Origin of the sequence: Pseudomonas sp. UBA6315, assembly GCF_002438125.1 — a bacterium.
In the GTDB taxonomy this organism is placed as follows: Bacteria; Pseudomonadota; Gammaproteobacteria; order Pseudomonadales; family Pseudomonadaceae; genus Aquipseudomonas; species Aquipseudomonas faucium.
Map to the genome: position 1 here is coordinate 1 of NZ_DJTF01000038.1, position 25,538 is coordinate 25,538.

24 protein-coding genes are annotated in these 25,538 nt (G+C 64.9%); 12 read left to right on the forward strand and 12 right to left on the reverse strand.

What is annotated here, in order from left to right; translation table 11 throughout:
* Positions 1-148: Lrp/AsnC family transcriptional regulator (locus B3E94_RS04705; RefSeq protein ID WP_286912529.1), on the reverse strand; the 148-nt coding region annotated here is incomplete at its 3' end.
* Positions 149-543: 395 nt separating this feature from the next.
* Here B3E94_RS04705 and B3E94_RS04710 point away from each other — a divergent pair.
* Positions 544-1,389 carry a DUF6515 family protein gene (locus tag B3E94_RS04710; protein WP_286912511.1) on the forward strand — a complete coding sequence of 282 codons (846 nt, stop codon included), beginning with the start codon at positions 544-546 and terminating at the stop codon, positions 1,387-1,389.
* Positions 1,390-1,393: 4 nt separating this feature from the next.
* On the opposite strand, the gene B3E94_RS04715 is transcribed toward B3E94_RS04710, so the two are convergent.
* Both B3E94_RS04715 and B3E94_RS04720 read right to left on the reverse strand, forming a co-directional pair.
* The gene (locus B3E94_RS04715) at positions 1,394-2,263 is read right to left on the reverse strand and encodes a cation diffusion facilitator family transporter (RefSeq protein ID WP_286912512.1); all 870 of its coding nucleotides are present in this window, start codon (positions 2,261-2,263) and stop codon (positions 1,394-1,396) included.
* A 24-nt stretch (positions 2,264-2,287) separates the two neighbouring features.
* Complete coding sequence (locus tag B3E94_RS04720) at positions 2,288-2,707, reverse strand: polyribonucleotide nucleotidyltransferase (protein ID WP_176514804.1); 420 nt, start codon at positions 2,705-2,707, stop codon at positions 2,288-2,290.
* A gap of 116 nt (positions 2,708-2,823) precedes the next feature.
* Here B3E94_RS04720 and hrpB point away from each other — a divergent pair, with 116 nt between their 5' ends.
* On the forward strand, positions 2,824-5,352 hold the full coding sequence (gene hrpB, locus B3E94_RS04725; RefSeq protein WP_286912513.1) for an ATP-dependent helicase HrpB: 2,529 nt from the start codon (positions 2,824-2,826) through the stop codon (positions 5,350-5,352).
* A 63-nt stretch (positions 5,353-5,415) separates the two neighbouring features.
* On the opposite strand, the gene B3E94_RS04730 is transcribed toward hrpB, so the two are convergent.
* Complete coding sequence (locus B3E94_RS04730) at positions 5,416-5,910, reverse strand: hypothetical protein (RefSeq protein ID WP_286912514.1); 495 nt, start codon at positions 5,908-5,910, stop codon at positions 5,416-5,418.
* Between the two features lie 109 nt (positions 5,911-6,019).
* Positions 6,020-6,676 (reverse strand): YciC family protein, encoded by a 657-nt coding sequence (locus B3E94_RS04735; protein ID WP_286912515.1) that lies wholly within the window; start codon positions 6,674-6,676, stop codon positions 6,020-6,022.
* A gap of 155 nt (positions 6,677-6,831) precedes the next feature.
* On the opposite strand from B3E94_RS04735, the gene B3E94_RS04740 reads away from it, so the two are divergent.
* Both B3E94_RS04740 and B3E94_RS04745 read left to right on the forward strand, forming a co-directional pair.
* Complete coding sequence (locus tag B3E94_RS04740) at positions 6,832-7,590, forward strand: DUF2076 domain-containing protein (protein WP_286912516.1); 759 nt, start codon at positions 6,832-6,834, stop codon at positions 7,588-7,590.
* A gap of 63 nt (positions 7,591-7,653) precedes the next feature.
* Positions 7,654-8,133: an NYN domain-containing protein gene (locus B3E94_RS04745; protein ID WP_176514756.1), complete on the forward strand. Its 480-nt coding sequence runs from the start codon at positions 7,654-7,656 to the stop codon at positions 8,131-8,133.
* A gap of 67 nt (positions 8,134-8,200) precedes the next feature.
* Here the strand turns inward: B3E94_RS04745 and B3E94_RS04750 are convergent, their stop codons facing one another.
* Positions 8,201-8,659 (reverse strand): Lrp/AsnC family transcriptional regulator, encoded by a 459-nt coding sequence (locus B3E94_RS04750; protein ID WP_286912518.1) that lies wholly within the window; start codon positions 8,657-8,659, stop codon positions 8,201-8,203.
* Between the two features lie 155 nt (positions 8,660-8,814).
* On the opposite strand from B3E94_RS04750, the gene yedA reads away from it, so the two are divergent.
* Entirely contained in the window at positions 8,815-9,738 is a 924-nt protein-coding gene (gene yedA / locus B3E94_RS04755; RefSeq protein WP_176513946.1) for a drug/metabolite exporter YedA, read from the forward strand.
* Between the two features lie 55 nt (positions 9,739-9,793).
* Complete coding sequence (locus B3E94_RS04760; RefSeq protein ID WP_176513948.1) at positions 9,794-11,113, forward strand: DEAD/DEAH box helicase; 1,320 nt, start codon at positions 9,794-9,796, stop codon at positions 11,111-11,113.
* A gap of 109 nt (positions 11,114-11,222) precedes the next feature.
* Here the strand turns inward: B3E94_RS04760 and B3E94_RS04765 are convergent, their stop codons facing one another.
* The 3 genes from B3E94_RS04765 to B3E94_RS04775 form a co-directional block, all read right to left on the reverse strand.
* A complete protein-coding gene (locus tag B3E94_RS04765) occupies positions 11,223-12,464 on the reverse strand; it encodes a TIGR03862 family flavoprotein (protein ID WP_286912519.1) in 1,242 nt (413 codons plus the stop codon).
* A gap of 150 nt (positions 12,465-12,614) precedes the next feature.
* A complete protein-coding gene (locus B3E94_RS04770; protein ID WP_286912520.1) occupies positions 12,615-13,529 on the reverse strand; it encodes a histone deacetylase family protein in 915 nt (304 codons plus the stop codon).
* Positions 13,530-13,647: 118 nt separating this feature from the next.
* On the reverse strand, positions 13,648-14,334 hold the full coding sequence (locus tag B3E94_RS04775) for a histidine phosphatase family protein (protein WP_176513955.1): 687 nt from the start codon (positions 14,332-14,334) through the stop codon (positions 13,648-13,650).
* A 147-nt stretch (positions 14,335-14,481) separates the two neighbouring features.
* Here B3E94_RS04775 and B3E94_RS04780 point away from each other — a divergent pair, with 147 nt between their 5' ends.
* From B3E94_RS04780 to gabP, 5 genes are all read left to right on the forward strand, one after another.
* Positions 14,482-15,054 carry a GNAT family N-acetyltransferase gene (locus B3E94_RS04780; protein WP_286912523.1) on the forward strand — a complete coding sequence of 191 codons (573 nt, stop codon included), beginning with the start codon at positions 14,482-14,484 and terminating at the stop codon, positions 15,052-15,054.
* Between the two features lie 91 nt (positions 15,055-15,145).
* A complete protein-coding gene (gene tesB / locus B3E94_RS04785; protein ID WP_176513960.1) occupies positions 15,146-16,015 on the forward strand; it encodes an acyl-CoA thioesterase II in 870 nt (289 codons plus the stop codon).
* On the forward strand, positions 16,012-16,602 hold the full coding sequence (locus B3E94_RS04790; protein WP_176513962.1) for an HAD family hydrolase: 591 nt from the start codon (positions 16,012-16,014) through the stop codon (positions 16,600-16,602). Before tesB ends, B3E94_RS04790 begins: the two co-directional genes overlap by 4 nt.
* Before the next feature lie 136 nt (positions 16,603-16,738).
* Complete coding sequence (locus tag B3E94_RS04795) at positions 16,739-17,749, forward strand: zinc-dependent alcohol dehydrogenase family protein (RefSeq protein ID WP_286912525.1); 1,011 nt, start codon at positions 16,739-16,741, stop codon at positions 17,747-17,749.
* 416 nt (positions 17,750-18,165) lie between these two features.
* Positions 18,166-19,557 carry a GABA permease gene (gene gabP / locus B3E94_RS04800; RefSeq protein WP_176513966.1) on the forward strand — a complete coding sequence of 464 codons (1,392 nt, stop codon included), beginning with the start codon at positions 18,166-18,168 and terminating at the stop codon, positions 19,555-19,557.
* Positions 19,558-19,695: 138 nt separating this feature from the next.
* Here the strand turns inward: gabP and B3E94_RS04805 are convergent, their stop codons facing one another.
* Entirely contained in the window at positions 19,696-20,559 is an 864-nt protein-coding gene (locus B3E94_RS04805; protein ID WP_286912526.1) for a LysR family transcriptional regulator, read from the reverse strand.
* Positions 20,560-20,862: 303 nt separating this feature from the next.
* Between B3E94_RS04805 and B3E94_RS04810 the strand changes: the two genes are divergently transcribed.
* Positions 20,863-22,401, forward strand: a complete 1,539-nt coding sequence (locus B3E94_RS04810) for an MFS transporter (RefSeq protein WP_286912527.1) — start codon at positions 20,863-20,865, stop codon at positions 22,399-22,401.
* A 929-nt stretch (positions 22,402-23,330) separates the two neighbouring features.
* On the opposite strand, the gene B3E94_RS04815 is transcribed toward B3E94_RS04810, so the two are convergent.
* On the reverse strand, positions 23,331-24,701 hold the full coding sequence (locus tag B3E94_RS04815) for an IS1182-like element ISCfr1 family transposase (RefSeq protein ID WP_031310882.1): 1,371 nt from the start codon (positions 24,699-24,701) through the stop codon (positions 23,331-23,333).
* A gap of 111 nt (positions 24,702-24,812) precedes the next feature.
* The coding region (locus B3E94_RS04820; RefSeq protein WP_286912528.1) for a substrate binding domain-containing protein at positions 24,813-25,538 on the reverse strand (726 nt) is incomplete at its 5' end.

Sequence of the window (25,538 nt, forward strand, 5' to 3'; positions counted from 1 at the left end):
TGTAGCCGACGTCTTCCAGTTGCCTGAACCGACGCGAGAATGACGAGGGCGACAGGCCTATGCGCTCGGCCAGCTCCTGGTTGGATATGCGGGCGTCGAGCTGCAATTCGGCGAGGATGCTCAGGTCGTAGCGGTCAAGCTTGCTCATGGAAAAGGCCTTTTCTGTTCAGATTGCTGCGAATTATCAATCCAGGGTTAAAAATTGCGCAAGTGCTATTTATCTGAGCAATCTTCGCAATCCTCTGCCGCCTGCGCTCCCGTAAAGTTAACCCCAGAATCACTGCCCGGACATCAGTCCACGGCGACGCGCCCTAGGCGGGCGGTCGCGGCCAGCGCTCCAACAGGAGCCGCCAGGCCCCCGGGCTACACACCGTCCAGAAGACGGGGTGAGGTGAGCCGGCGCCACAAGTGCCGAGCACGGACGACAAATTGCAAAGGGAGGCCCATTGGCCTCCCTTTTTTCATGTCCGCGATTTCACCTGCCCGTGCATCATGGGCGCGGTAGACTGGCAGCGTGCCGTTTTCTTTACCGCGAGGGACATCATGAAGTCGCGCATCTGGCAGTTGGCAGGTGTTGGTTTGCTGGGTTTGAGCATCAGCCTCGGGGCCATGGCCGAAGGGCCGGGCGAGGGGCATGGGGGGCACGGCAATGGCCCGGACGACCCCAATGGAGGCGGCCCGGCCAGCTCGCCGCTCAACTCGCGTGACGAAGTGCGCCAGACCCAGCCCCCGCGACAGGGCTATTACCAGGACATCCCACGGCGCAATGGTGACAACCGCCACTGGCAGGCCGGCGGCCCGGGTCAGCGCCCGGGCGGTGACTGGCAAGGGCGGCCCGACGGGCATGGCAATGGCTGGGGCCCAGGGCCGCAGTATCACCCTGGGCATACCATCGATCACTTCCCCGATCGTTATGCGAAAGTGCCGTATCGCGGCCAGGACTATTTCTACTCGGGCGGGTACTGGTATCGCCCCCATGGCAGCAGCTACATCGTGGTGGCGCCGCCCTACGGCGTGCGGGTCGGCTACCTGCCGTCCTATGCGCGTGAAGTGTGGGTGAGCGGGGCACTGTTCTTCCTGGTCGCCGACACCTACTACCAGTACCTGGCCGATACCGGGGAGTACGTGGTGGTCAGCCCGCCCGCCGTTGCGCCGGCCCCGGTGGCCATGGCGCCGGCCGGCAATGCCTATGATGTGGTGGCCTACCCGATGTATGGCCAGGGCCAGCAGCAGCAGGACCAGGACCGCTACCAGTGCCACCGCTGGGCGGTGAGCCAGTCGGGGTTCGACCCGGCTACCGCGCCCTACGCCCCGCCGGGCAACGTGGCCGACACCTATCGACGAGCCCTGGGCGCCTGCTTCAGTGGGCGTGGCTACAGCATCAACTAAAGGCTCATACCGGGTCGGCATGCACCATCACATCCGCCTTCGGATAATGTTGGCGGATGACCTGCGAGGCCTCCACGCACAGGGCATGCGCTTCATCCAGCGGCAGCTGCCCAGGCAACTCCAGGTGCAATTGCACGAACCACTGGTTGCCCGACACCCGGGTACGCACGTCATGCACGCCCTGCACCCCAGGGATGGCCAGCACCAGCGCCTGCATGGCCTCGCCGATATCGCCCGGCAGTTCCTTGTCCATCAGGATTGCCGTGCTTTCCCGGGCAATCTGCAGGGCGCTCCAGAGGATGTACAGGGCGATGCCCAGGCCGAACAGCGCATCCAGCTGCGGCCAGCCGAAGCGTGCCAGCAGCAACGCCAGCAGGATGCTGCCGTTGAGCAGCAGGTCGGAGCGGTAGTGCAGCGAGTCGGCGCGCACTGCGGTCGAGCCGGTTTCGCGGATGACCTTGCGCTGCAGGGCCAGCAGGGCAAGGGTCAGCACCAGCGAGAGCACCATCACGCCGATGCCGATGGCCGTGTCGCCCAATGGCTGCGGCGCTTGCAAACGTTCAGCCGCCTGCACCCCGATCAGCACCGCACTCACGCCGATGAACAGGGCCTGGGCCATGCCCGCCAGGGCCTCGGCCTTGCCATGGCCGAAACGATGGTCGTCATCGGCCGGGCGCAGCGCATAGTGCACCGCAAGCAGGTTGAGAAACGACGCGACCGCATCCAGGGCCGAGTCGGTCAGCCCCGCCAGCAGGCTGACCGAACCGCTCAGCCACCAGGCCACGGCCTTGCTCAGGACCAGGATGCTGGCCACCGCCAGCGATGCGCGGGTGGCCAGGCGTAGCAGGCGTTGGTGTTCGGCCGAGGTGGTCATGCCGTGGAGGGTGTCCTTGTGGGGTCAGGCGGCCGGTACCAGGCCCAGGGTCGCCAGCTGCTCGACGCTGCCGCGGTGCTGGATCAGCCGCGGGTCGTCCAGCGGCAGGCGCTGGCCCAGTTCGCTTTCGAGAATCGCCTGCAGCTTGAGGTTGTCGACCTTGCCATCCGGACTCACGGCTTCGTGCAGTTTCGCCGGGTCGACCTGGGCCGTGTGGCCGCCTGGGTAGTAGATGGCGCCGGTGGCGAAGTCGATGCCAAAGGCGATCAGGCCGGGGATCACGTAGAACAGGATGCCGATGGCATCCATCGCGGCAACGACCGGGTCGATCTTGCCGCCGATCTGGCCACGGCGGTCGGGGTAGAAAATCGTGCCGCAGGCCGTCAGCTGGGTCAGCAGTGTGGCAATCAGGGCGCCACCAACAAGGCGGGATGGGATGCGCATGTAAATCTCCGAAAAGGGGTTCAAGCGGACAAGCGAAGCGCCAGTACCTGAAGCTAAGACCATGATAGAGCAGGCTGGGTTCGCCGTTATACTCGCGCGACTGTTCGAGGACCACCATGATTTCATTACCCATTGATGCCGCCTTGCCCGCCCTGCGCCTGGCCCTGCAAAACCGCGATGAAGCCGTGCTCGAGGCCCCGCCCGGCGCCGGCAAGACCACCCGCGTGCCGCTGGCGCTGCTGAACGAGCCCTGGCTGGCCGGGCAGACCATCCTCATGCTCGAGCCACGGCGCCTCGCCGCGCGCGCGGCGGCCGAGCGGCTGGCCAGCGAGCTGGGCGAGAGCGTCGGTGAAACCGTGGGTTACCGCATCCGCCTGGACAGCAAGGTAGGCCCGAACACGCGCATCGAAGTGGTCACCGAAGGCATCCTCACCCGCCGCCTGCAGGCGGACCCCGCGCTGGACGGGGTCGGCTTGCTGATCTTCGACGAGTACCACGAACGCAGCCTCGACGCCGACCTGGCCCTGGCGCTGAGCCTCAATGGCCGCGAACTGCTGCGTGACGAGCCGGCGCTGAAGATTCTGCTGATGTCGGCAACCCTGGAAGGCGAGCGCCTGTCGCGGTTGCTCGACGATGCGCCGGTGGTCAGCAGCGAAGGGCGCATGTACCCGGTGGACATCCAGTGGGGCAGGCCCTACCAGCCGGGCGAGTTCATCGAACCGCGGGTGCTCGATTGCGTGCTCCAGGCCTTGGCCGACCAGGCCGGCAGCGTGCTGGTGTTCCTGCCGGGCCAGGCGGAGATCCGCAGGGTGTACCAGAGCCTGCAAGAGGCGCTAGGCGAACGCCCGAACATCCTGCTCTGCCCCTTGCACGGCGAGCTCGACCTCAGCGCCCAGCGCGCCGCCATTGACCCTGCGCCCGACGGTATGCGCAAGGTGGTGCTGGCCACCAACATCGCCGAAACCAGCCTGACCATCGAAGGCGTGCGGGTGGTGATCGACGCAGGCCTTGCCCGGGTGCCACGTTTCGACCCCGGCAGCGGCATGACGCGCCTGGACACCCAGCGCATCTCCCGCGCCAGTGCCACCCAGCGCGCCGGCCGCGCCGGGCGGCTGCAGCCAGGGGTGTGCTATCGCTTGTGGTCCGAGGCCCAGCACGCGCAACTGGCCGCCCATGGCAGCGCCGAAATTCTCCAGGCCGACCTTGCCGGCCTGGCCCTGCAACTGGCCCGCTGGGGCGTCACGCCCGATCAGTTGCGCTGGCTCGACCAACCGCCCGCCGCAGCGTTCGCCCAGGCCCAGGAGCTGCTCGCGCGGCTGGGCGCGTTCAAGGCTGGCAGCCGCGACAACCTCAGCGGGCACGGCCAGGCCATGGCCGAACTGCCGGCTCACCCGCGTATCGCTCACCTGCTGCTGCGCGGCCAGGACCTGGGCCTGGCCAGCATGGCCTGCGATGTCGCCGCCTTGCTCGGTGAGCGCGACATCCAGCGGGGTGGTGGCGCCGACTTGCACAGCCGGCTGGCGCTGGTCAGCGGCGAAAGCAAGGCCGCCCGCGGTGGCCAAGGCGGTGTGCAGCGGGCGCGGCAACTGGCCCGCCAGTACCGCGGCCTGTTGCGCGGCAAGGCTGGCGCCGCCGTCAGCGACCCCGATCACCCACGCTGGCTCGGCGCGCTGCTGGCCCTGGCCTACCCCGACCGCGTCGCCCAGCAACGGCGCGAGGGTGGGGCGGAGTACCGCCTGGCGAACGGCCGTGCGGCGGTGTTCGCCGAGGTCGACGCGCTGATGAAATGCCCGTGGCTGGTGATTGCCGACCTGGGCAGCCGCCAGGGCCAGCGTGAAGAGCGCATCTACCTGGCCGCCGATTTCGACCCGGCGTTGCTCGACAATGTGCTGGCCGAACAGGTCGAGCGCATCGATATCCTCGACTGGGACGAGCGCGAGCAGGTGCTGCGTGCCGAGCGTCAGCGCAAGGTCGGCGAGCTGGTGCTCAGCCGCGAACCGCTGCCGGGCCTGGATGACGAAGCGCGCGCCAGGGCATTGCTTGGCCTGGTGCGGCGCAAAGGCCTGAACCTGCTCAGCTGGACGCCGGAGCTGCGCCAGTGGCAGGCGCGGGTGGCGCTGCTGCGCCAGCTGGACATGGTTGGCACTGGCCAGAGTGAATGGCCCGACCTGAGCGACGAAGCTCTGCTGGCGCGCCTGGAGGACTGGCTGCAACCCTACCTGGGCAAGGTCTCGCGCCTGAGCCACTTCGCCGCCCTGGACCTGTCGTCGATGCTGCGCAACCTGCTGCCCTGGCCGCTGCCCCAGCGCCTGGACGAATGGGCGCCGACGCACCTAACGGTGCCGTCGGGCTCCAACATCCGCCTGGACTACAGCGAAAACCCACCGATCCTCGCCGTGCGCCTGCAGGAGCTGTTCGGCCTGGCCGACACGCCGCGCATCGCCCAGGGCCGCCAGCAGGTCAAGTTGCACCTGCTGTCACCGGCGCGCAGGCCGGTGCAGGTGACCCAGGACCTGGCCAACTTCTGGCGCACGACCTACGCCGAGGTGAAGAAGGATCTGAAAGGGCGTTACCCCAAGCACTACTGGCCAGACGACCCGCTGGTGGCCGAGGCGACCGCGCGGGCCAAGCCGCGCGGGACCTGAATTAAGGCAGGCTGGAGGGCGGAGGTGGCCATGCCACCTCCGCTCGATAAACAAGCCTCGTACTCAGGAGGCGGTACGGATGATGCCAAACTCGAGGGGCTCACCGTCGTTCACATTCAGGAACTGTTCAGGTGAGTCAAAGAGGGTACTCACCTGATTGCCTTGGTGATCGATGAGCCGACAGGTCAGGCTTTCGTAATTGTTGATGATCGGGTCGATTACCCAGTAGCTTTCAACGTTTGCGAACTCATACAAGCCAAGATAACCGTTGCGGCTTATGCCAAGCCGCTTTTCTGCGTCATCGCCGCTGCCCAAAACCATGAACCTGAGTTCACCCGCATCGTTCGCCAGGGCGTCGAATTTCAGCGTCACGGTGGGCTCGCTTCCCCCGGCTCGCAACCAGCCATCATTCGCATAGGCCATGCCGAACGTTGGTCGATCCGGGTCCACACCTGCTGCATGAAGCCGTGTGGGCATCATGGTGACGCCTCTTCGGACATACAGCCTGCCGAAAAAGGACCCTTCGTACCAAGGTTTAGCGCTCGAGGCATTTGTCATCATTTTCTCCGCAACAACATTACCGGCCGCGTGTTGCGGCCAGCTTCTGTTGCAGAGTTCCTCAGCCCTTGGCGGCCGGGCAGGGTGAAAGCATTCGGGGGGCGTTGGGTCAGGGCTGAGTATTGCTTTCCAGCAGCATGAACAGGCGGTACAGCACCACCGTGCTGAACAGCTGCAGGAAGCTGCTCAGGCTGTCCATGGCCAGTTGCACACCGGGCGCGGGGTCGGGGAAGGCCATCAGCAACAGGCCGTCGAGCAGCCAGATCGGCGCCAGCACACCGACCACGCAAACCATGATGCGCATGAAATGCCCCGTGGTCATGCGTGCGCTCTCGCGCATCGCCTGCACCACCGGCAGGCCGCGCAGCACCAGCAGGTACTCGGCGAACACCAGGTTGATCATGATCCACACGCCCGGGAAGATGAACAGCGCCAGGCCCGCCATGATCAGCAGCGAGCTGATCAGCACCAGCAGGGCCAGCTGCGGCCACAGCTGCACGGCGCGGGCGAACAGGTCGCGCCGGGGGATGTCCTGGCCGTTGCTGCGGGTGTCGAGGTAGAGGATCAGCGCCGCGCTGTACAGCGGGTAGAGCAGCAGGCTGACCAGCATGCCGTAGGCCGGCGATGCCTGGTCGCCCAGCTGGCGGTACAGCAGCTGCGTCAGCAGGGCTTCGAGCACCACCAGCGGCAGGCACAGCGGGATGATGCTCGTCAGGTGGCGGCGGAAGAAGTACAAGGAGTCGCGCAGAACGCTCAGCGGATTCATCGGTCAACATCGCATGGCAGTAAAAGCAGGGGCATAACTTTAGCCCAGAGCCGGCGCTTGCTGAAAAAAGTTTCACCACATGGCTAATTGAATCCTGCGCCTGTGGGCCCCATCTTTGACGCTGTCCGATGTCCCGCTTGCCCACGAGGTAGCCCATGAACACTGAAGAACAAACCCTGATCGACGGCCTGTTCGGCCGCATCAAGCAAGCCGAAGACCCGAGCCAGCCGCGTGATGCGCAGGCCCAGGCATGCATCGAGGGCCACCTGCGCCAGCAGCCGGCGGCGCCGTACTACATGGCCCAGGCGATCCTGGTCCAGGAAGCCGCGCTCAAGCGCCTGGACGAGCAGAACAAGCAACTGGAAAACGAGCTCAAGCAGGCCCGTGCCCAGCTCGAGGCCACCCGTGCCAGCAGCGGCAACAGCGGTGGCGGCTTCCTATCCAGCATTTTTGGCGCCGGTGCACGCAACCCCGAGCCCGCGCCGCAACCCCAGCGCTCCGTAGCCCCGCCGCCATCTTCCGGCGGTTGGCGTGAGCCGAGCGCTGCGGGCTTCTCCCAGCCGCAGCCTCAGGCCCAGGCCGCTCAACCCGGCTTCGGCGCCGCGCCGGCGCGCAGTGGCGCCAGCAGCTTCCTTGGCGGCGCGATGCAAACGGCCGCCGGCGTTGCCGGTGGTGTGTTGCTGGCGCAAGGCATCAGCAGCCTGTTCAACCACCACTCGCAGCCAGAAGAGGTGGTCGAGGTGATCAAGGAAGAGCCGGCCCCGGCCAGTGACACGGGCGGCTGGAACGACAACGGCGGGCAGCAGCAGGTTGCCGACAACGGTGGCTGGGGCAACGACCAGGGCGGTTTCGCCGACACCGACTATGGCAGCGACGATGGCGGCTTCTTCTCGGACGACGACACCTTCGTCTGACCGCTCTGGCATACTGCCGGCATTTTGCGGGCGCCACGCGCCCCTTTCGGTCGAGGGTATGCCGTGAAGAAAATCGCGCTGTTCGCCGATGTACAGAACCTCTACTACACCGTGCGCCAGATTCATGGTTGCCATTTCAACTACAGCGCGCTGTGGGCCGAAGTCAGCCGCGAAGGCGAGATCGTCGAGGCCGTGGCCTATGCCATCGACCGCGGCGACAGCAAGCAGCAGCAGTTCCAGCAGATCTTGCGCAACCTGGGCTTCGACGTGCGGCTCAAGCCGTTCATCCAGCGCAGCGATGGCTCGGCCAAGGGCGACTGGGACGTGGGCATCACGCTGGATGTGATCGACGCGGCCAGCCGCGTCGACCAGGTGGTGCTGGCGTCCGGGGATGGTGATTTCGATGTGTTGCTCGAGCGCGTGATCCAGCGCCATGGCACCGAGGCGGTGGTGTATGGCGTGCCGGGGTTGACGGCGATGTCCTTGATTCGCGCGGCCAGCCGCTACGTGCCGATCGAAGGGCGCCTGCTGCTGCGCCATTGAGCTTGCGCTCAGTCCCTGCGGGAGCCTGCTCCCACAGGGCACGGCAAGTTTTCAGCGGTGCCTTGCTTCAACTCTTCTTGCCATTGCCCTGCAGATGATCCAGCGGCACCCGCCGCTCCACTGCACTGGACAAAATGATCGAGGTCTTGCTGAACCCCAGCTGCGAGACCCGATTGATCAGTGCCTCCAGCTCGCCCATGTTCCCCACCGCCGCCTGCATGATCACGCAGGGGTCGCCCGTCACCCGGTGGCATTCGGTCAATTGCGGTATCCGCGTCAGGGCATCATAGGCCTGCTGGTTGCCATGGCTGGCCAGGCGCAGTTCGATCACGCACTGGATCGGCAGGCCGATCTTTTCCAGATCCACCTTCGCCGCGTAGCCGGTAATCACCCCGCTGGCTTCAAGCTTGGCCACCCGCTCGGCCACCGCCGGCGCCGACAGGTTCACCTGGCGCGCCAGCTGGGCAAAGGTGGCGCGGCCGTTTTCCAGCAGGGCGGCGAGGAGCATGCGGTCGTACTTGTCCATGGGGTGATTCCTGTCAGCCTTGGATTCGATTGAAAAGCACGGCAACAACCATGCATTGCAAAGTGTGCGGGTGATTTAAAGCCGTTTTGTAACTTAAGTTTGCTCGAAGTCCTTTCTAAACTAAGCCACCCGTAAACGGATTTCGAGCCTTTCCCATGCCTGCCCCTCGTCGCTTCCCGTTATTGCTGATTGGCGCCTTCCTGGCCTTGTACCTGGTCTGGGGTTCTACCTACCTGTTCATTCGCATCGGCGTCGAGTCCTGGCCGCCGATGCTGATGGCCGGGGTGCGTTTCGTGATCGCCGGCGGCCTGTTGTACGGCTTCCTGCGCTGGCGCGGGGTGCCGGCGCCGACCTGGCCACAATGGCGCGCGGCAGGGGCCATCGGCTTTCTGCTGCTCAGCTGCGGCAATGGCGGCGTCACCGTGGCCGAGCATGCCGGCGTGGCCTCGGGCGTTGCAGCGCTGGCGGTGGCTACGGTGCCGCTGTTCACGCTGCTGTTCGGCCTGTTGTTCGGCCAGCGCAATTCGCGCCTGGAATGGGCGGGCATCTTCCTCGGGCTGGTCGGTATCGGCTTGCTCAACCTCGGCTCCAACCTGCAGGCCAGCCCCATCGGCGCTGCGCTGATCGTGTTCGCCGCAGCCTCCTGGGCCTTTGGCTCGGTCTGGAGCAAGACCCTGCCGCTGCCCCAGGGGCCGATGGCCAGTGCGGCCGAAATGCTGGTGGGCGGCGCGGTGCTGCTGCTGGGCAGCGCCGTGTCGGGCGAACGCATGACCCAGATGCCGACCGCGGCAGGCTGGGGCGCGCTGGCCTACCTGGTGCTGTTCGGCTCGATCCTGGCCTTCAGCGCCTACATGTACCTGCTCAAGAACGTGCGCCCGGCAGCGGCCACCAGCTATGCCTACGTCAACCCGGCGGTGGCGGTGATGCTGGGCATCGTCTTCGCCGGCGAGCAGATCGGCGCCGAAGAATGCGTGGCCATGGCTGTGATCATCGGCGCCGTGGTGCTGATCGGCCTGCCCCAGTGGCGCAAGCCGGCGCAGCCACCCGTAGCGCCGCTGAAGGGCGAAATCTGCAAGTAACCTGGGGTGTTGCGGTAAACTTGCCGCCTTCGCTGAACCCCCTGACGGTATTGCCATGAATTTCGCCAAACTCGGCCTGATCGAACCTTTGCTGCGCACCTTGCAGCAGCTGGACTACACCACCCCGACCCCGGTCCAGGCCCAGGCCATTCCCGCCGTGCTGGCCGGCCGCGACCTGATGGCCGCGGCCCAGACCGGCACCGGCAAGACCGCAGGCTTTGCCCTGCCGGTGCTGCAGCGCCTGGCCCTGGAAGGGGAGAAGGTGGCCAGCAACTCGATCCGCGCCCTGGTGCTGGTGCCCACCCGCGAGCTGGCCGAGCAGGTGCACAACAACGTGCGCGAGTACGCCGAGAACCTGCCGCTGAGCACCTACGCGGTATACGGCGGGGTCAGCATCAACCCGCAGATGATGCGCCTGCGCCGCGGCGTCGACCTGCTGGTCGCCACCCCCGGCCGGTTGCTCGACCTGTTCCGGCAGAACGCGGTCAAGTTCAACCAGGTGCAGACCCTGGTGCTCGATGAAGCCGACCGCATGCTCGACCTGGGTTTTGCCGAAGAGCTGCAGTCGGTGTACGCGGCGCTGCCGCGCAAGCGCCAGACGCTGCTGTTCTCCGCCACCTTCTCCGAGCAGATCCGCCTGCTCGCGGGCCTGGCGCTGAATGACCCGCTGAGCATCGAGGTGAGCCCGCGCAACGCCGCCGCCACCACGGTCAAGCAATGGCTGGTGCCTGTGGATAAAAAGCGCAAGGCCGACCTGTTCTGCTACTTGCTGCGCAAGCAGCGCTGGAAGCAGGTGCTGGTGTTCGCCAAGACCCGCAACGGCGTCGACCAGCTGGTGGAGCGCTTGCTGGCCGAGGGCGTGAACGCCGACGGCATCCACGGCGACCGGCCGCAGGCCACGCGCCAGCGTGCGCTGGACAGCTTCAAGGCCCGCGAGATCCAGGTGCTGGTGGCCACCGACGTGGCGGCTCGTGGCCTGGACATCGACGACCTGCCACTGGTGGTCAACCTCGACTTGCCGATCGTGGCCGAAGACTACGTGCACCGCATCGGCCGTACCGGCCGTGCCGGCAACAAGGGCGAGGCGATTTCGCTGGTGTGCGCGGACGAGGTGCAGCTGCTGGCGTCGATCGAGACGCTGATCCGCCAGACCCTGCCGCGCCACGAAGAGCCGGACTTCATCCCCGACCACCGGGTGCCGATGACCGACGCCAGTGGGCAGGTGATCAAGAAGCCGAAGAAGCCCAAGAAACCGAAGGAGAACAGCGCCAAGCGTGGTTTGGGGCGCTGGATGGACAGTGGTGATGAAGCGCCGGTGAAGTCGGTGCGCAAGGTGCCGAGCTTCAATACTGGGCCGAAAAAGCGCAAGCCTTGATAGCGGTGCTGGCTTCATCGCCGGCAAGCCGGCTCCTACAGGGTATTGCACCCATCGTTGTGGGAGCTGGCTTGCCGGCGATGGGCTGCGCAGCAGCCCCGGCATTCTGTCAGGAAGGCCGCGCCAGCCAATCCGCCGCCGCCCGCCCGGCGCGCAGCCCGCTGGCAAAGCACGCGGTCAGCAAATAGCCCCCGGTCGGCGCCTCCCAGTCAAGCATCTCGCCAGCACAGAACACCCCCGGCAGGCCCTTGACCATCAACCCCTCATCCAGCCCCTCGAAGCGCACCCCGCCCGCACTGCTGATCGCCTCGTCCAGCGGGCGCGTTCGCACCAGCGTGATCGGCAGCGCCTTGATCGCCCGCGCCAGCGCAGTGGCATCGGCAAAGGTCGCCTGATCGGTCAGCTCGCGCAGCAAGCCCGCCTTGGCCCCATCGATACTCAACTGGCTGTGCAAATGCTTGGCCATCGAGCGCGAGCCCCGCGGCTTGGCCAGCGCCTGGGCAATCTTGTCCACAGGCTTGTCGGGCAACAGGTCGAGCAACAGCGTGGCCTGCCCATCACGGGCGATGGCCTCGCGCAGCGGCGCCGACCAGGCATACACCAGGCTGCCTTCCACCCCCTGCGCGGTGAGGATGAACTCACCCTTGCGCGGCGCCTGGCCCGGCACGCTGAGGGCGATGTTCTTCAGTGGCGCGCCAGCGAACTTGTCCTTGAGCAGAGCGCTCCAGCCCTGTACCTCGAAACCACAGTTGCTAGGGCGCAGCGGCGAGATATCCACAGCGCGGTCTTGCAGCAGCGGCTGCCAGGCGCCATCCGAGCCCAGCCTCGCCCAGCTGGCGCCACCCAATGCCAGCACCACGGCGTCGGCCTCCACCTGCAATTCACCCTGTGGATAAGCGATCCGCAAGCTGCCATCGGCATTCCAGCCCAGCCAGCGATGGCGGGTGTGGATAACTACGCCGCTGTCACGCAGGCGCTTGAGCCAGGCACGCAGCAGGGGCGCGGCTTTCATGTCGGTGGGGAACACCCGGCCCGAGGTGCCGACGAAGGTCTCGATGCCCAGGCCATGAATCCACTGGCGCAAGGCTGTGGCGTCGAAGTCGCGCAGCAGGCCATCCACTTCGCCCTGGCGTTCGGCATAGCGCGCCACGAACTGTGGATAAGGTTCGGAGTGGGTGATGTTCATGCCGCCCACACCGGCCAGCAGGAACTTGCGGCCCACCGACGGCATGGCGTCGTACACCTCCACGGCGAGGCCACGCTGGGCCAGCGCCTCGGCGGCCATCAAGCCGGCGGGGCCAGCGCCGATGACGACGGCGCGAGAAGGGGAGGCAGGGGATAAATCGGACATGGTCGGCGGCAGGCTGTGGAAAAAGACCCGCCATTCTAGCGCAGCGCGGCCTGCTTGAGCACTGGACAAAAAATGATCAATGCTCTGCAGGCCAGCCTGCTCAAGGCCTGTAGCGGCTTTCCCGCAGGTTATCCACAAGCGGTTCCACAGTCATTGTGAACAACCGATGACCTTCGCCGCGGTGTGATGAAGGATGCCGTGGCGCTTGGCCAGTGCTGCGCGGTCCTTGCTGTAGCCGCCGCCGATCACCCCGACCACCGGGATATCGCGGCCCAGGCAATGGCGCATGACCATTTCGTCGCGCGCGGCTACGCCCTCGTCGGTTAGTTGCAGATAGCCCAGGGCATCGTCCTTGTGCACGTCGACCCCGGCGTCGTACAGCACCAGGTCCGGCTGGTACAGCGGCAGCAGGTAGTTGAGTGCGTCCTCCACCACCTTCAGGTAGGCCGCATCGCCCATGCCGCGGGGCAGGGGGATGTCCCAGTCGCTGTGGGCCTTGCGCGCCGGGAAGTTCTGCTCGCAGTGCAGCGACACGGTAATGGCCTCCGGGGTGTCCTGGAGGATGCGCGCGGTGCCATCGCCCTGGTGCACGTCGCAATCGAAGATCAGCACCCGGTGCACGCGGCCGGCTTCGAGCAGGTAGCGGCTGATCACGGCCAGGTCGTTGAAGATGCAGAAACCGGCCGGGTGGTCGTAGTGGGCGTGGTGGGTGCCGCCGGCGAGGTGGCAGGCCAGGCCATGCTGCAGGGCCATTTCGGCGGTCAGCAGCGAGCCGCCGACGGCGCGCACGGTGCGCCGGGCCAGGGCCTCGCTCCAGGGCAGGCCGAGGCGGCGCTGGTCTTCGCGGGAGAGCTCGCCGTTCATGTAGCGCTCGATGTAGCCGCGATCGTGGGCCAGGGCGAGGATGTCGTTGGGGCAGATGTTTGGGCGCAGCAGGGCCTGGTCATGGGTCAGCCCGCTGTCGACCAGGTGGTCGCGCAGCAGGCGGAACTTGTCCATGGGGAAACGGTGCTCGGGGGGGAATTCCGGGCTGTAGTCTTCGTGGTAGATCAGCGGCAGTGGCATGGTGGGGTCGCAATCAGGGCCAGTGCTGATCTTGCCAGTTGTTGGGCTTGGGTTGCCATGGTGGGGCCGCTTTGCGGCCCAATCGCCGGCAAGCCGGCTGCCACAGGTGGCGGTGGGGTTATTTGCTCGCGCTGGCCAGCACGCGCTGCCAGTCCGGCTCGTTCAAGCGGCCAAGGATTCGCGTCTTGCCATCGGCATCGACCGAAACGAACAGCGCACTGGCGTAGCCACTTTCACGTTCGCCGCCCACCACGCGCTTGTCGCGCTGGAAGTGATCGATACAGCCGTTGTGCGTCACCAGCACCAGGTTATGCCCTGGCTGCTTGTGCGCCAGCGCCTCCTTGGCGAAGCCGTTGTCGCAGTTTTCCAGCCAGTCTTCACTGGCAACGGCCTGGCCCAGGATGAAGTGGGCGGTCTGCCGGGTGCGCAGTTTCGGGCTGCTGATCAGGTCGGCATTGGCCAGCCCCAGTGCATTCAGGCCTTGGCCTACCCGGGTGGCGGCGGCGCTGCCGGCCACGGTGATGCCGGTGGGGTCGTCCAGGCACGGGCCGGGTGCGCTGTCGCAGCGCTCGGCATGGCGGATCATCACGATCACTGCACCTTCGGCCCAGTCCTGCAGCAGGCCGCTGTCACTCAACTGCCGTTCATTGCCAAGGTCCACGATGTGCGTCCTCGTCGCCAGCCAGGTACTCAACGCCGCCACCACCATGCACAAGCCAAGGGCAGCGCCAAGGGCCTTGCGTGACAAACGCCGCTTGCGGCGGGCGTGGATGGCGGTGTGTCCGAGGGTGTTGCTCGACTGCATGCTGCGCTCCGATGGCATGGCCGCGCTCTGCGCGGCGGTGGTGGCGGCATTGTGCGAAGCGGCCTGTCGGGAGGCGGTGAAGGGCGTGTGAAAATTGCATTTCGCCTACGCTGTAAACTGCAGGGCAAGAACCGGAGCACACCCCCCATGACCCCCATCCTGGAACTCGAAAGCGCGCGGCTGGTACTGCGCCAATGGCACGACGACGACCTGCGCGAGTTCGCCGCGATGTGTGCCGACCCACAGGTGATGCGCTATTTCCCGGCGCCGTTGACGCGCCTGGAAACGGCGGCGCTGATCGGCCGCATACGCGGCCACTTCAACGAATACGGCTTTGGCCTGTGGGCGCTGGAGCGCAAGGACAGCGGCGCCTTCATCGGCATGACCGGGCTGCTCAACGTCAACTTCGACGCCCCCTTCGGCCCGGCCGTGGAAATCGGCTGGCGCCTGGCCCGGCGCCACTGGGGCCTGGGCTTTGCCAGCGAGGCGGCGTGGACCTGCCTGCGTTGTGCTTTCGCCCAATTGCGCCTGGACGAGGTGGTGTCGTTCACTACCGAAGGCAACCTGCCGTCGCAGAAGGTCATGCAGGCCATCGGCATGCTGCAGGACGTGAAGGGCAGCTTCGAACACCCCCGCCTGCCCGTCGACCACCCGCTGCGCCCCCACGTGCTGTACCGCATCGACCGCGCCCGCTGGGAGCAGACCCAGCGCGCTGAATAGGCAGGTATGCGCGGTGCCGATGACAAACCCTGTATCATTTGCCTTCATGAGAGCGCCGTAGAGCTGTGATGCCTTGCTAGGAGAACCCCCGATGAGTCATGTGTTGGACGACCTGGTCGACCTGTTGAGCCTCGAGCCGATCGAGGAGAACCTGTTTCGTGGGCGTAGCCAGGATTTGGGCTTCCGCCAGCTGTACGGTGGCCAGGTATTGGGCCAGTCGCTGTCGGCCGCCAGCCAGACGGTCGAGGACGCGCGCCACGTGCATTCGCTGCATGGCTACTTCCTGCGCCCGGGCGATGCCAGCCTGCCGGTGGTGTACTCGGTCGACCGCGTGCGCGATGGCGGCAGCTTCAGCACGCGGCGGGTAACGGCCATCCAGAAGGGCCAGACCATCTTCACCTGCAGCGCCTCGTTCCAGTACGACGAAGAGGGCTTCTCGCACCAGGCGCAGATGCCTGAGGTGGTGGGCCCGGAAAACCTGCCCACCGAAGTGGAGCTGGCCCGCGCCATGGCCGACCAGTTGCCCGAGCGCATCCGCGACAAGGTGCTGTGCGCCAAGCCGATCGAGATTCGCCCGGTCACCGAGCGCGACCCGTTCAACCCCAAGCCCGGCGACCCGGTGAAGTACGCCTGGTTCCGCGCCGACGGCACGCTGCCGGACGTACCGGCACTGCACAAGTACCTGCTGGCCTACGCCTCCGACTTCGGCCTGCTGACCACCGCGCTGCTGCCCCATGGCAAGTCGGTGTGGCAGCGCGACATGCAGATCGCCAGCCTCGACCATTCGCTGTGGTTCCACGGCAACCTGCGCGCCGACGAGTGGCTGCTGTACGCCACCGACAGCCCCTGGGCCGGCAATGCCCGTGGCTTCTGCCGCGGCAGCATCTACAACCGCGCCGGGCAACTGGTGGCGTCGTCCAGCCAGGAAGGCCTGATCCGCCATCGCAAGGACTGGGCATGAAGCTGGGTGAAATCCGCAACTGGGTGTTCGACATGGACGGCACCCTGACCGTGGCGGTGCACGATTTTGCCGCCATCCGCGAGGCGCTGGAGATTCCCGCCGAGCACGACATCCTCACGCACCTGGCGGCGTTGCCGGCCGCCGAGGCTGCTGCCAAGCATGCCTGGCTGCTGGAGCACGAGCGTGACCTGGCGATCGCCTCCACGGCAGCCAGCGGGGCGGTGGAGCTGGTGCGGGCGCTGGCCGAGCGCGGGTGCCGCCTGGGCATCCTCACCCGCAATGCGCGCGAGCTCGCGCATGTGACGCTGGAGGCCATCGGCCTGGCGGACTGCTTCGAGGTGGAGCATGTGCTGGGGCGTGACGAGGCCGAGCCCAAGCCCAGCCCGGATGGCCTGCTGAAGATCGCCCAGGCCTGGGGCGTGGCGCCGAGCGAACTGGTGATGGTGGGTGATTACCGCTTCGACCTGGATTGCGGGCGGGCTGCCGGCGCGCGCACGGTGCTGGTGAACCTGCCGGATAACCCGTGGCCGGAGCTGGTGGATTGGCATGCGGTGGATTGCCGGGCGTTGCAGGGGATGTTGGGCTGATTTTGCTGGCCCCATCGCCGGCAAGCCGGCTCCCACAAGGGTAGAGCTGCTCATAGTGTGAGCGGGCTTGCCCCGCGAAGAGGCCGGCACTGTCTATGCTGAACTCCAGTCTTTCCCCTGAACTGGAGACCCAGCCATGACCAGCAAGGCCATCTATGTGCAACCCGGCGGCGGCTACGACAAGGTCGAGGTCGGCACGTGCGAGGCCGCTGCGCCCAAGCCCGGCGAAATCACCGTGCAGTTGCACGCCAGCTCCCTCAACTACCATGACTTCGCCGTGGTCAGCGGCATGTGGGGCCCGAGCGAGCGGCGCATCCCCATGGCCGACGGCGCCGGCGAAGTGACCGCAGTGGGCGCCGGCGTCAGCGAATTCAAGGTCGGCGACAACGTCGTCAGCACCTTCTTCCCCGACTGGCTCGACGGCCAGGCGCTGGTCGAAGGCTTCGCCAGCGTGCCGGGCGACGGCATCGATGGCTATGCCCGCGCCAAGGTCACCGCCCGCGCCACCTCCTTCACCCTGGCGCCCCAGGGCTACAGCCACGCCGAAGCCGCCACCCTGACCACCGCCGGCCTCACCGCCTGGCGCGCGCTGATGAGCGATGACCACCTCAAGCCCGGCGATACCGTGCTGGTGCAGGGCACCGGCGGTGTCTCGATCTTCGCCCTGCAGTTCGCCAAGCTGGCGGGTGCCACGGTGATCGCCACCTCGTCCAGCGATGCCAAGCTCGAGCGCTTGAAGGCACTGGGCGCCGACCACCTGATCAACTACAAGGGCACGCCCGCCTGGGGCGAGAAGGTGCGCGAGCTCACGGGCAACCGCGGCGTCGACCATGTGATCGAGGTGGGCGGGCCGGCGACCCTGGAGCAATCGATGATCGCCGCACGCATCGGTGGGCATATTTCACTGATCGGCATTCTCACCGGCGTCGCCGGGCAGCTGCCGCTGGTGCAGGCGCTGGTGCGCCAGATCCGCCTGCAGGGCGTGCTGGTGGGCAACCGCGCGCAGCAGCAGGCGATGGTTCGGGCGATCGATGCCAACGGCCTGCGGCCGGTGGTGGACAAGCACTTCGAGCTGGAGCAGATCGTCGAGGCGTTCCGCTACCAGGAGAGCAACCGGCATTTCGGCAAGATCTGCCTGACCTGGTAACTGAGCCCAATCGCCGGCAAGCCGGCTCCCACAGGCACACCACCGCCCTTGAGCACAGTGGTGCCCCTGTGGGAGCCGGCTTGCCGGCGATTGGCCGATACAGCCACAACACATCCAAATGAAAAACTAAAGCGCCAGACGGCCCCCTGGCGCAATCGGACATGCCAATCGCGACATTTGGCGCTCAGGGAAATGCCCTGTCGTGATCGAACAGTTCCGAGGCGTTCTCGTGTAATTTCCCACATCCCCACGGGGCTTAAATGAACCCCGACTCGCCCTGACACGTTGCTCTGTGACGCGTGCCAAAGATCAACAAAAGAGCACCGGTAACGTGTCGACTTACTGATTTCAAAGGAGATATTTTCGCCTACGCCTGCCCGTCCTTTCCTTGTGTCAGCAAAAAGAGAACAACATCAATGAACACCGTGGGATCTGATGGCAACCTTGCACAAGGTTTCAAGCCACGTCATGTAACGATGCTGTCCATCGCGGGCATCATCGGCGCCGGACTCTTCGTCGGCTCCGGGCACGCCATTGCGGCGGCCGGGCCAGCCACCATCGTTTCTTATTTCGTGGCCGGCACTTTGGTGGTGCTGGTCATGCGCATGCTCGGCGAAATGGCCGTGGCACACCCTGACACAGGTTCGTTCTCCACCTACGCCGACCAGGCCATCGGCCGCTGGGCCGGCTACACCATCGGCTGGTTGTACTGGTGGTTCTGGGTGCTGGTGATTCCGATCGAAGCCCTGGCCGCCGGGCACGTGCTCAACGCCTGGTTCCCCCAGGTCGACAGCTGGATCTTCGCCCTGGCCTCGGTGCTGCTGCTGGCCTGCACCAACCTGTTCAGCGTGGCCAAGTACGGCGAGTTCGAGTTCTGGTTCGCCATCCTCAAGGTCACCGCGATCCTCGGCTTCATCGGCCTGGGCTTCGCCGCGCTGATGGGCTGGCTGCCCAACCGCGAAGTCAGCGGCCTGAGCGGGCTGATGGCCGAATACGGCGGCTTTGCGCCCAAAGGCTGGTCGGCGGTGATCGGCGCCTTCATCACCGTGATGTTCAGCTTCATCGGCACCGAGGCGGTGACCATCGCCGCCTCCGAATCCAGCGACCCCTCGCGCAACATCGCCAAGGCCACCCGCTCGGTGATCTGGCGCATCAGCACCTTCTACATCCTGTCGATCTTCGTGATCATCTCGATCGTGCCGTGGAACGACCCGCAGCTGGCGGTGGTGGGTTCGTACCAGCGCGCGCTGGAGCTGATGAACATCCCCAACGCGGCCTTCATGGTCGACCTGGTGGTGCTGGTGGCCGTCACCAGCTGCATGAACTCGTCGATCTACATCGCTTCGCGGATGATGTACTCGCTGGCCAAGCGCGGCGACGCCCCGGCCTTCCTCAACAAGACCTCCAAGGTCGGCGTACCGCGCGCCGCGGTGTTCGGCAGCACGCTGATCGGCGCGGCCATCGCCATCCTCAACTATTTCGCACCCAAGGGCGTGTTCGAGTTCCTGCTCGCCAGCTCCGGCGCCATCGCGCTGCTGGTGTACATGGTCATCGCCATCTCCCAGCTGCGCATGCGCCGCCGCCTGGAGCGCGAGAACGCCGAGCTGAAGTTCCGCATGTGGCTGTTCCCGTGGCTGACCTGGGCGGTGATCCTGTTCATTGGTGGGGCGTTGGCGGTGATGATGTATACCCCTGAGCATCGGGCGGAGGTGAGTTCCACCCTGGGCTTGGCGATCGTGATTTCGTTCCTCGGGATCGTGACATCGCGGGGGCATGCGCAGCCGGTGGGGGCGCGGACGATGGGGTGATTGGGGTCACCTGGTAGCAAGGGCGAGGGCACTCCGGATGGGTGCCCTTTGCTTTTTGAGCATCTAAAAGTGCCAGCGCTGCTGACACTAATCCAGTTAAGAAAAGTCGCACCGGTGGTGCGACAAATAGGCTGAAGCTCAATTGGCCATCATTTCGACGTACCTGGTCACCGCCGGTGCCTTTTCAAAGCGCCGATAGACCAGGCTCAACCACGAACTGGCCTGGCAATCGGCAATACGCCGGTAGTTCACCTGCGGCAGGTTGATGCGCTGCACCACCGATTCCGGCACCACGGCAATCCCCTGGCCCAAGGAAACCAAGGTAATCACCGCAACCAGGCTGCCGGGCTGCGGGCCTAGCCGAGGCACGAATCCCCCTTGCGCCGCCACCTCCAGCGTGCCGGAAATCTGCTCGGGCAGGATGAAGCTTTCGCCCGCCAGGCGTGCGGCCGGAATCTGCGGGAGTTCGTTGATCCGCGAGCTGGCGGGCAGGGCGAGGACGAAGTCTTCCCGGTGCAGGGCGATGGCCTCGAGTTCTTCTGGCAGCTCCATGGGCGAGCGCACATAGGCAAGGTCCAGCAGGCCATCGCGGACCATCCCGGGCAGCTCGGCCATGGGCAGTTCGCGAATGTTCAGGCGCACGCCGGGGTGGGTGTCGCTGAAGCTGATCACCTGGCGCTGCAGCATGCCCGAGTAGGCCGCCGAGGCCACGTAGCCCAGCTCGATGCTGCCGCTTTCGCCACGCCCGGCACGTTGCGCCCCCAGTTGTGCGGCATCGAACTGGCGCACGGCGTGTTCGGCTTCGATCAGCAGCGCCTGGCCGGCAGCCGTCAGGTTCACTTCACGCTGATTGCGTTCGAACAGGCGCACGCCCAGCTCGCGCTCCATGTCCTGGATCTGCCGGCTGAGGGTGGGCGGGGCGATGCCCAGCTGCTCGGCGGCACGGGTGAAATGGCCGTGCCGGGCGACGCAGAGGAAGTAGCGGAAATGACGGATTTCCATGGCCTGTTACCTGCAAGCTAATGACGCCGGACGCTGGAGCTAACACGCTTGGCGAGTGGTGGCGTTATGGTGAAGCCAACACTACAAGGCTGGTGCCTTGGCGGCAAAGATTGCCTGTGAGATTGCCGGGGACCGCTTCGCGGTCCATCCCCGGCAAGCCAGCTCCCACACTTCCCGCAGCCCTGTACAGCGCCGCGGTCCCTGTAGGAGCCGGCTTGCCGGCGATGGGCTGCAAAGCAGCCCCAACGATCCCCCAGACCAATCACCCCCAAGCCAACCCGCTCTGCTTCCGGAGCCCCCGTCATGCCCTCTGCGCGCTTCACCCTGCTAACCGCCTCCCTGGTCTGCGCCCTGATCATTCTCGACACCAACATCGTCGCCGTCAGCCTGCCCAGCATCGCCCGCGACCTGTCCGGCTCGTTCGCCGATATCGAATGGGTGGTCAGCGCCTACCTGCTGGCCTTCGCCGCCTGTCTGCTGCCCGCCGGCAGCCTGGCCGACCGCTTCGGCCGCCAGCGCATGCTGCTGATCGGCCTGGCCGTGTTCGGCGCCGCCTCACTCGCCTGCGGCGCTGCTCCCAGCCTGTTGTTCCTCGACCTGGCCCGCGCCGCCAAAGGCATCGGCGCCGCCCTGCTGCTGACCGCAGCGCTGGCCGCCATCGGCCACCGCTTCCACGAACCCCAGGAACGCATGCGCGCGTGGGCCTTCTGGGGCGCCTGCATGGGCGCGACCATCACCTTCGCGCCACTGCTTGGCGGCATAATCGCCAGCACCCTCGGCTGGCGCTGGATCTTCTACATCAACCTGCCCCTGGTCGCGCTGCTCGCCCTGATGGTGCTGCGCAGCGTCGAAGAATCCCGCGACAGCGCCGCCGCCCGTCTCGACCCCATGGGCAGCCTGACCTTCGCCGGCAGCCTCGGCTGCCTGATCTGGGCCATGATCGATGCCAACCAGGTCGGCTGGACCAGCGTCGACACCCTCGGCCGGCTACTCATCAGCGCCTTCCTGTTCAGCCTGTTCATCATGGTCGAGCGCAGCCAGCCACGGCCGATGATCGACCTGCAACTGATGCGCAGCGGGCGCTTCATCGGCGCGCTGCTGGGCATGTTCGCCTACGCCGCGTGCGCCCAGGTGATGATGACCTTGCTGCCGCTGTACCTGCAGAACGGCCTGCAGTTGTCGGCGCTGGGGGCGGGGGCGGGGATGTTGCCGTTTGCCGTGGCGATGCTGCTGACGCCGCGGCTGGGGATGCGGTTGGCGGGGCGTTGGAGCCCGGCGCGGGTATTTGCCTTGGGGCTGGTGCTGGTTGGGGTGGGGAATCTGCTGTGTGCCTGGGCGGTTGGGCATGGGGGCTACATGGCGTTTGCCTTGGCCAGCGTGGTGCTGGGGGCGGGGGCGGGGCTGCTTAATGGTGATACGCAGAAGAACATCATGGCTTGTGTGCCGCGTGAGCGTACCGGGATGGCTTCGGGGTTGAGTACGACTACGAGGTTTGGTGCGATCGTGATTGCGATTGGGGTGTTGGGTGGGGTGCTTGCGGCGCGTAGTGGGCAACTGTTGCGTGAGGCCATGGCTGGGTTGGCGCCTGAGCACATGGGTAAGGTTGCGGCGATGGCGGCGCGGGTTGCTGCAGGGGATTTGCAGGCGGCGCTGGGGTTGATTGACCCGAGCTTGCGCGAGGTGGTGGCGCCGGTGGCACGGCAGGCGTTTGCTGGGGGCTTTGAGGCGGTGTTGGTGAGTGCGGGCGTAGTTGCGTTGGTGTTTGCAGTCTTAGTCGGAATGCTGCTGGGGCGGCCGCTTCCAGAGCATGGGGCAGCTGCAGGGCATGTTGCGCGGGCATAAAAAAAGGCACCTGGATGACCAGGTGCCTTTGCGTGTTTGGTGGAGCCGGGGGGATCCAAAATATATGCATAACCTATTGTTCTTAAATACTTTTTTGAAAGATCTATTGTTAGATGCCCCCATAAGTGCCCCGTGCACGTATTTCCGATGAGCGGCCTTTAGAAGGAGTTGAACTGGCGTCCTGAACTCTCGTTTCGCGACAGGGCGATGCCGGTCGACCACCGAGGAGGATTCAGTAGAATCAGTCGCCTACAGCATAACCCCGGTTACCTGGGCGGGAGGGTTCGATGCCCAGCTTAGCAGCAGGTGTTGGCTAGATGTCAGGTCCGGTAGTTGGGGTTTTTCCGCGGTAGCGCACCATGGGCTCATCTAGGACGATTTGAGCTGAGGTGCGGTATGAGACACTCGATGGTTACCTGTCACAACTGTGGCAAAGCGATGGTTCCGAGGGCGTCATATAGCCGTGGTTTCTGGGGTTATTCGCCTTCGTCCAATCATTGCCCCTTTTGCCTGAGTGAGAACTGGCACGGCGGAAATCCAGGGCTAGGGGCTCGGCTGTTCGCTTTGGTTGGCCTGGGTCTTGGTGTTCTGGCCTGCGCGTTGGTGGGAGCTCTTCTATTTAAAGTGCAGTGGTGGCTTGGTGTCGAGGGACAGTGGCCTCTATTGACGCTGGGCACATGTGCTGTGTCAGTTAGCGCGGGATACCATTTTTACAACTGGTTTGTTGATTGCTGACCGGTGACCATGCTGTGGAAGGCAGCAATCGGCCGATTCTGTTGAAAAAGTAGGTTTAGCGGCAGCAAGGCGGTCGGATGTACCTGCTGTCGAAATGGCTGCAAGCCACTTCAAGTTGCCTTCCGGCGTTTCACTGAGCGTCCTTGCTCCGGTTTAAGGGTTAATTTGAGGGTTTCTGCTCGTAGCAGGCGTACCTATCCCGTCAGCGGTGGCCCTTGAGGCAAAAGCTTGGCCATGCGGCGCAGGTTCTGCACCATCGCAGCTAAGGTGAATTCGTCAGTGGCACCCGTTAGGCCACGCAGTCGTAAACGGTCGAGTTTCATGATCCGTTTGAGGTGGGCGAAAAGCATTTCCACCTTCTTTCGTTCGCAGCGAGAGACGAGGTATTCCGGTGTCTTGGCGATGCGTCGAGCCACGTCGCGGGAAGACTCATGGATGCTGCGGACGATCTTCCGATTCGGCGTGTTGGGGCAGCATTTCGCTTTCAACGAGCAGGTGGCGCAGTCGGTTTGGCTGGAGCGGTAAATGATGGTGTTGGCCTTGGTTACCCGCGATCTTTGCTGAGTGAAGGCACGCCATTCACTGCGTAGCGGTTTGCCGGCTGGGCAGCGATATTCATTGGCTTCCTGATTCCAGTGGAAGTCGTTACTGGAGAGGCTGTCGTCCTTGCGCTCGGTCTTGTCCCACACCGGCACATGCGGCTCGATGTCCTTTTCTTCTACCATCCAGGCCAGCATCGGGGCGGTGCCATAAGCGGTATCGCCGATAAGGCGTTCCGGCGTGAGATCGAAATGCGCTTCGACACGCTCGACCATCGTCCTGGTCGAGTCGACTTCGGCGGTACGGTGCGCCGGGGTAGCTTCCACGTCCATGATCACACCGTGCTCAGTGTCGATCAGGTAATTCGTGGAGTAGGCAAAAAAGGCCGGGCCACCTGGCGCTGCTGTCCAACGGGACTGAGGGTCTGTGAGCGAAATTTTCTTGGGAAGAGCCTCAGCCAGCGCCTCTTCATCAAGGGCTTCGAGGTACTCACGCACTGCTCGGCTGCTGAGCTTTGGGTCGTTCCAATCGACCTGATCTCCCGCCACCCCACGTTGCCGGCTGGCATCCGCCTTAATGATGCTGGCGTCGACGGCGAAACCTTCACCCTTGACTAGGCCGGCTGCCATGCAGCGCCGCAGCACCTCATTGAATAACCAGCGGAATAGATCGCTGTCACGAAAACGCCCATGGCGATTCTTCGAGAAGGTCGAGTGATTGGGTACTTCGTCTTCCAGACCCAGCCGGCAGAACCAGCGATAGGCCAGGTTCAGGTGCACCTCTTCGCACAATCGCCGCTCGGAACGAATGCCATAGCAGTAGCCGACGACCAGCATGCGCACCATCAACTCCGGGTCAATCGAGGGGCGCCCGATGGGGCTATAGAAATCCGCCAGGTAGGCACGCAGATCACTGAGATCCAGGCACTGGTCGATGCTTCGCAGGAGATGTTGGGCCGGGACGTGATCTTCCAGATTGAACGAGTAGAACAGGCGCTGCTGTCCTCCCGGTAACTGTCCCATCATGCTGTTCGCCTCCACGCCCGCTGACAAAGCAATTTTGCCAACGGCATGGGGAGGTCGCTACTTTTTCAACAGAATCGGCCAAAAGCGGACGATTGCTGGCAGGTATTCAAGCTATGTCCCCAGGCCCTGGGGAAATAGCTTGGGGTTTGAGAAAGCCTGCTTAAGGTGGTCGTACACCAATCGCACCCGCTTCGATACAGGACCCTGCTGCGGGCGGTATATGAACAGATCCCATGGTGCTGGAGCGTGATCAGCCAAAACGGCAACCAGCTTTCCTGACCGCAGATGAGGCTCAGCCAGATAGGCAGGAATTTGGCCAAAACACATGCCTGCCAGGGTGGCTTCCAATTCCGTATCTGGATCATCACAGATAAGCGCTGGCTGCCTGGGCGCGAACGTTTGCCCGTCGGCAAATAGCCAAGGCCAAGGGCGGCCATTTTTCCGGTCGATCAGGACTGAAAGTGGCAGCTTAGCTAAGGCATCCAAAGATTTAGGTGGTGTCTTTTGGCCTATGAGAGACGGGCACGCGACAACGTAAAACGGCACGGGAGCTAAGGCACGTGCAACGTAGCGCCGGTCGCGAATAACCCCCACCCGGATACCAATATCGATATGCGCTTCAACGGCATCAGTCATCTGATCTTCCAAGCGGAGATCGAATTGCAGGTCAGGATGTGCAGCGGCCAGGGGCTGAAGAAACGGTATTAGGAAGCGCCTGCCAATAGCATGTGGAGCCGTAATCCCCACCTTACCTGACAGCTCAGGCTCCGTCCTGTGCGACCGGAATAGCGTATCGAAATGATCCAGAGCTGACATGGCATCTTTGGCGTAATCCTG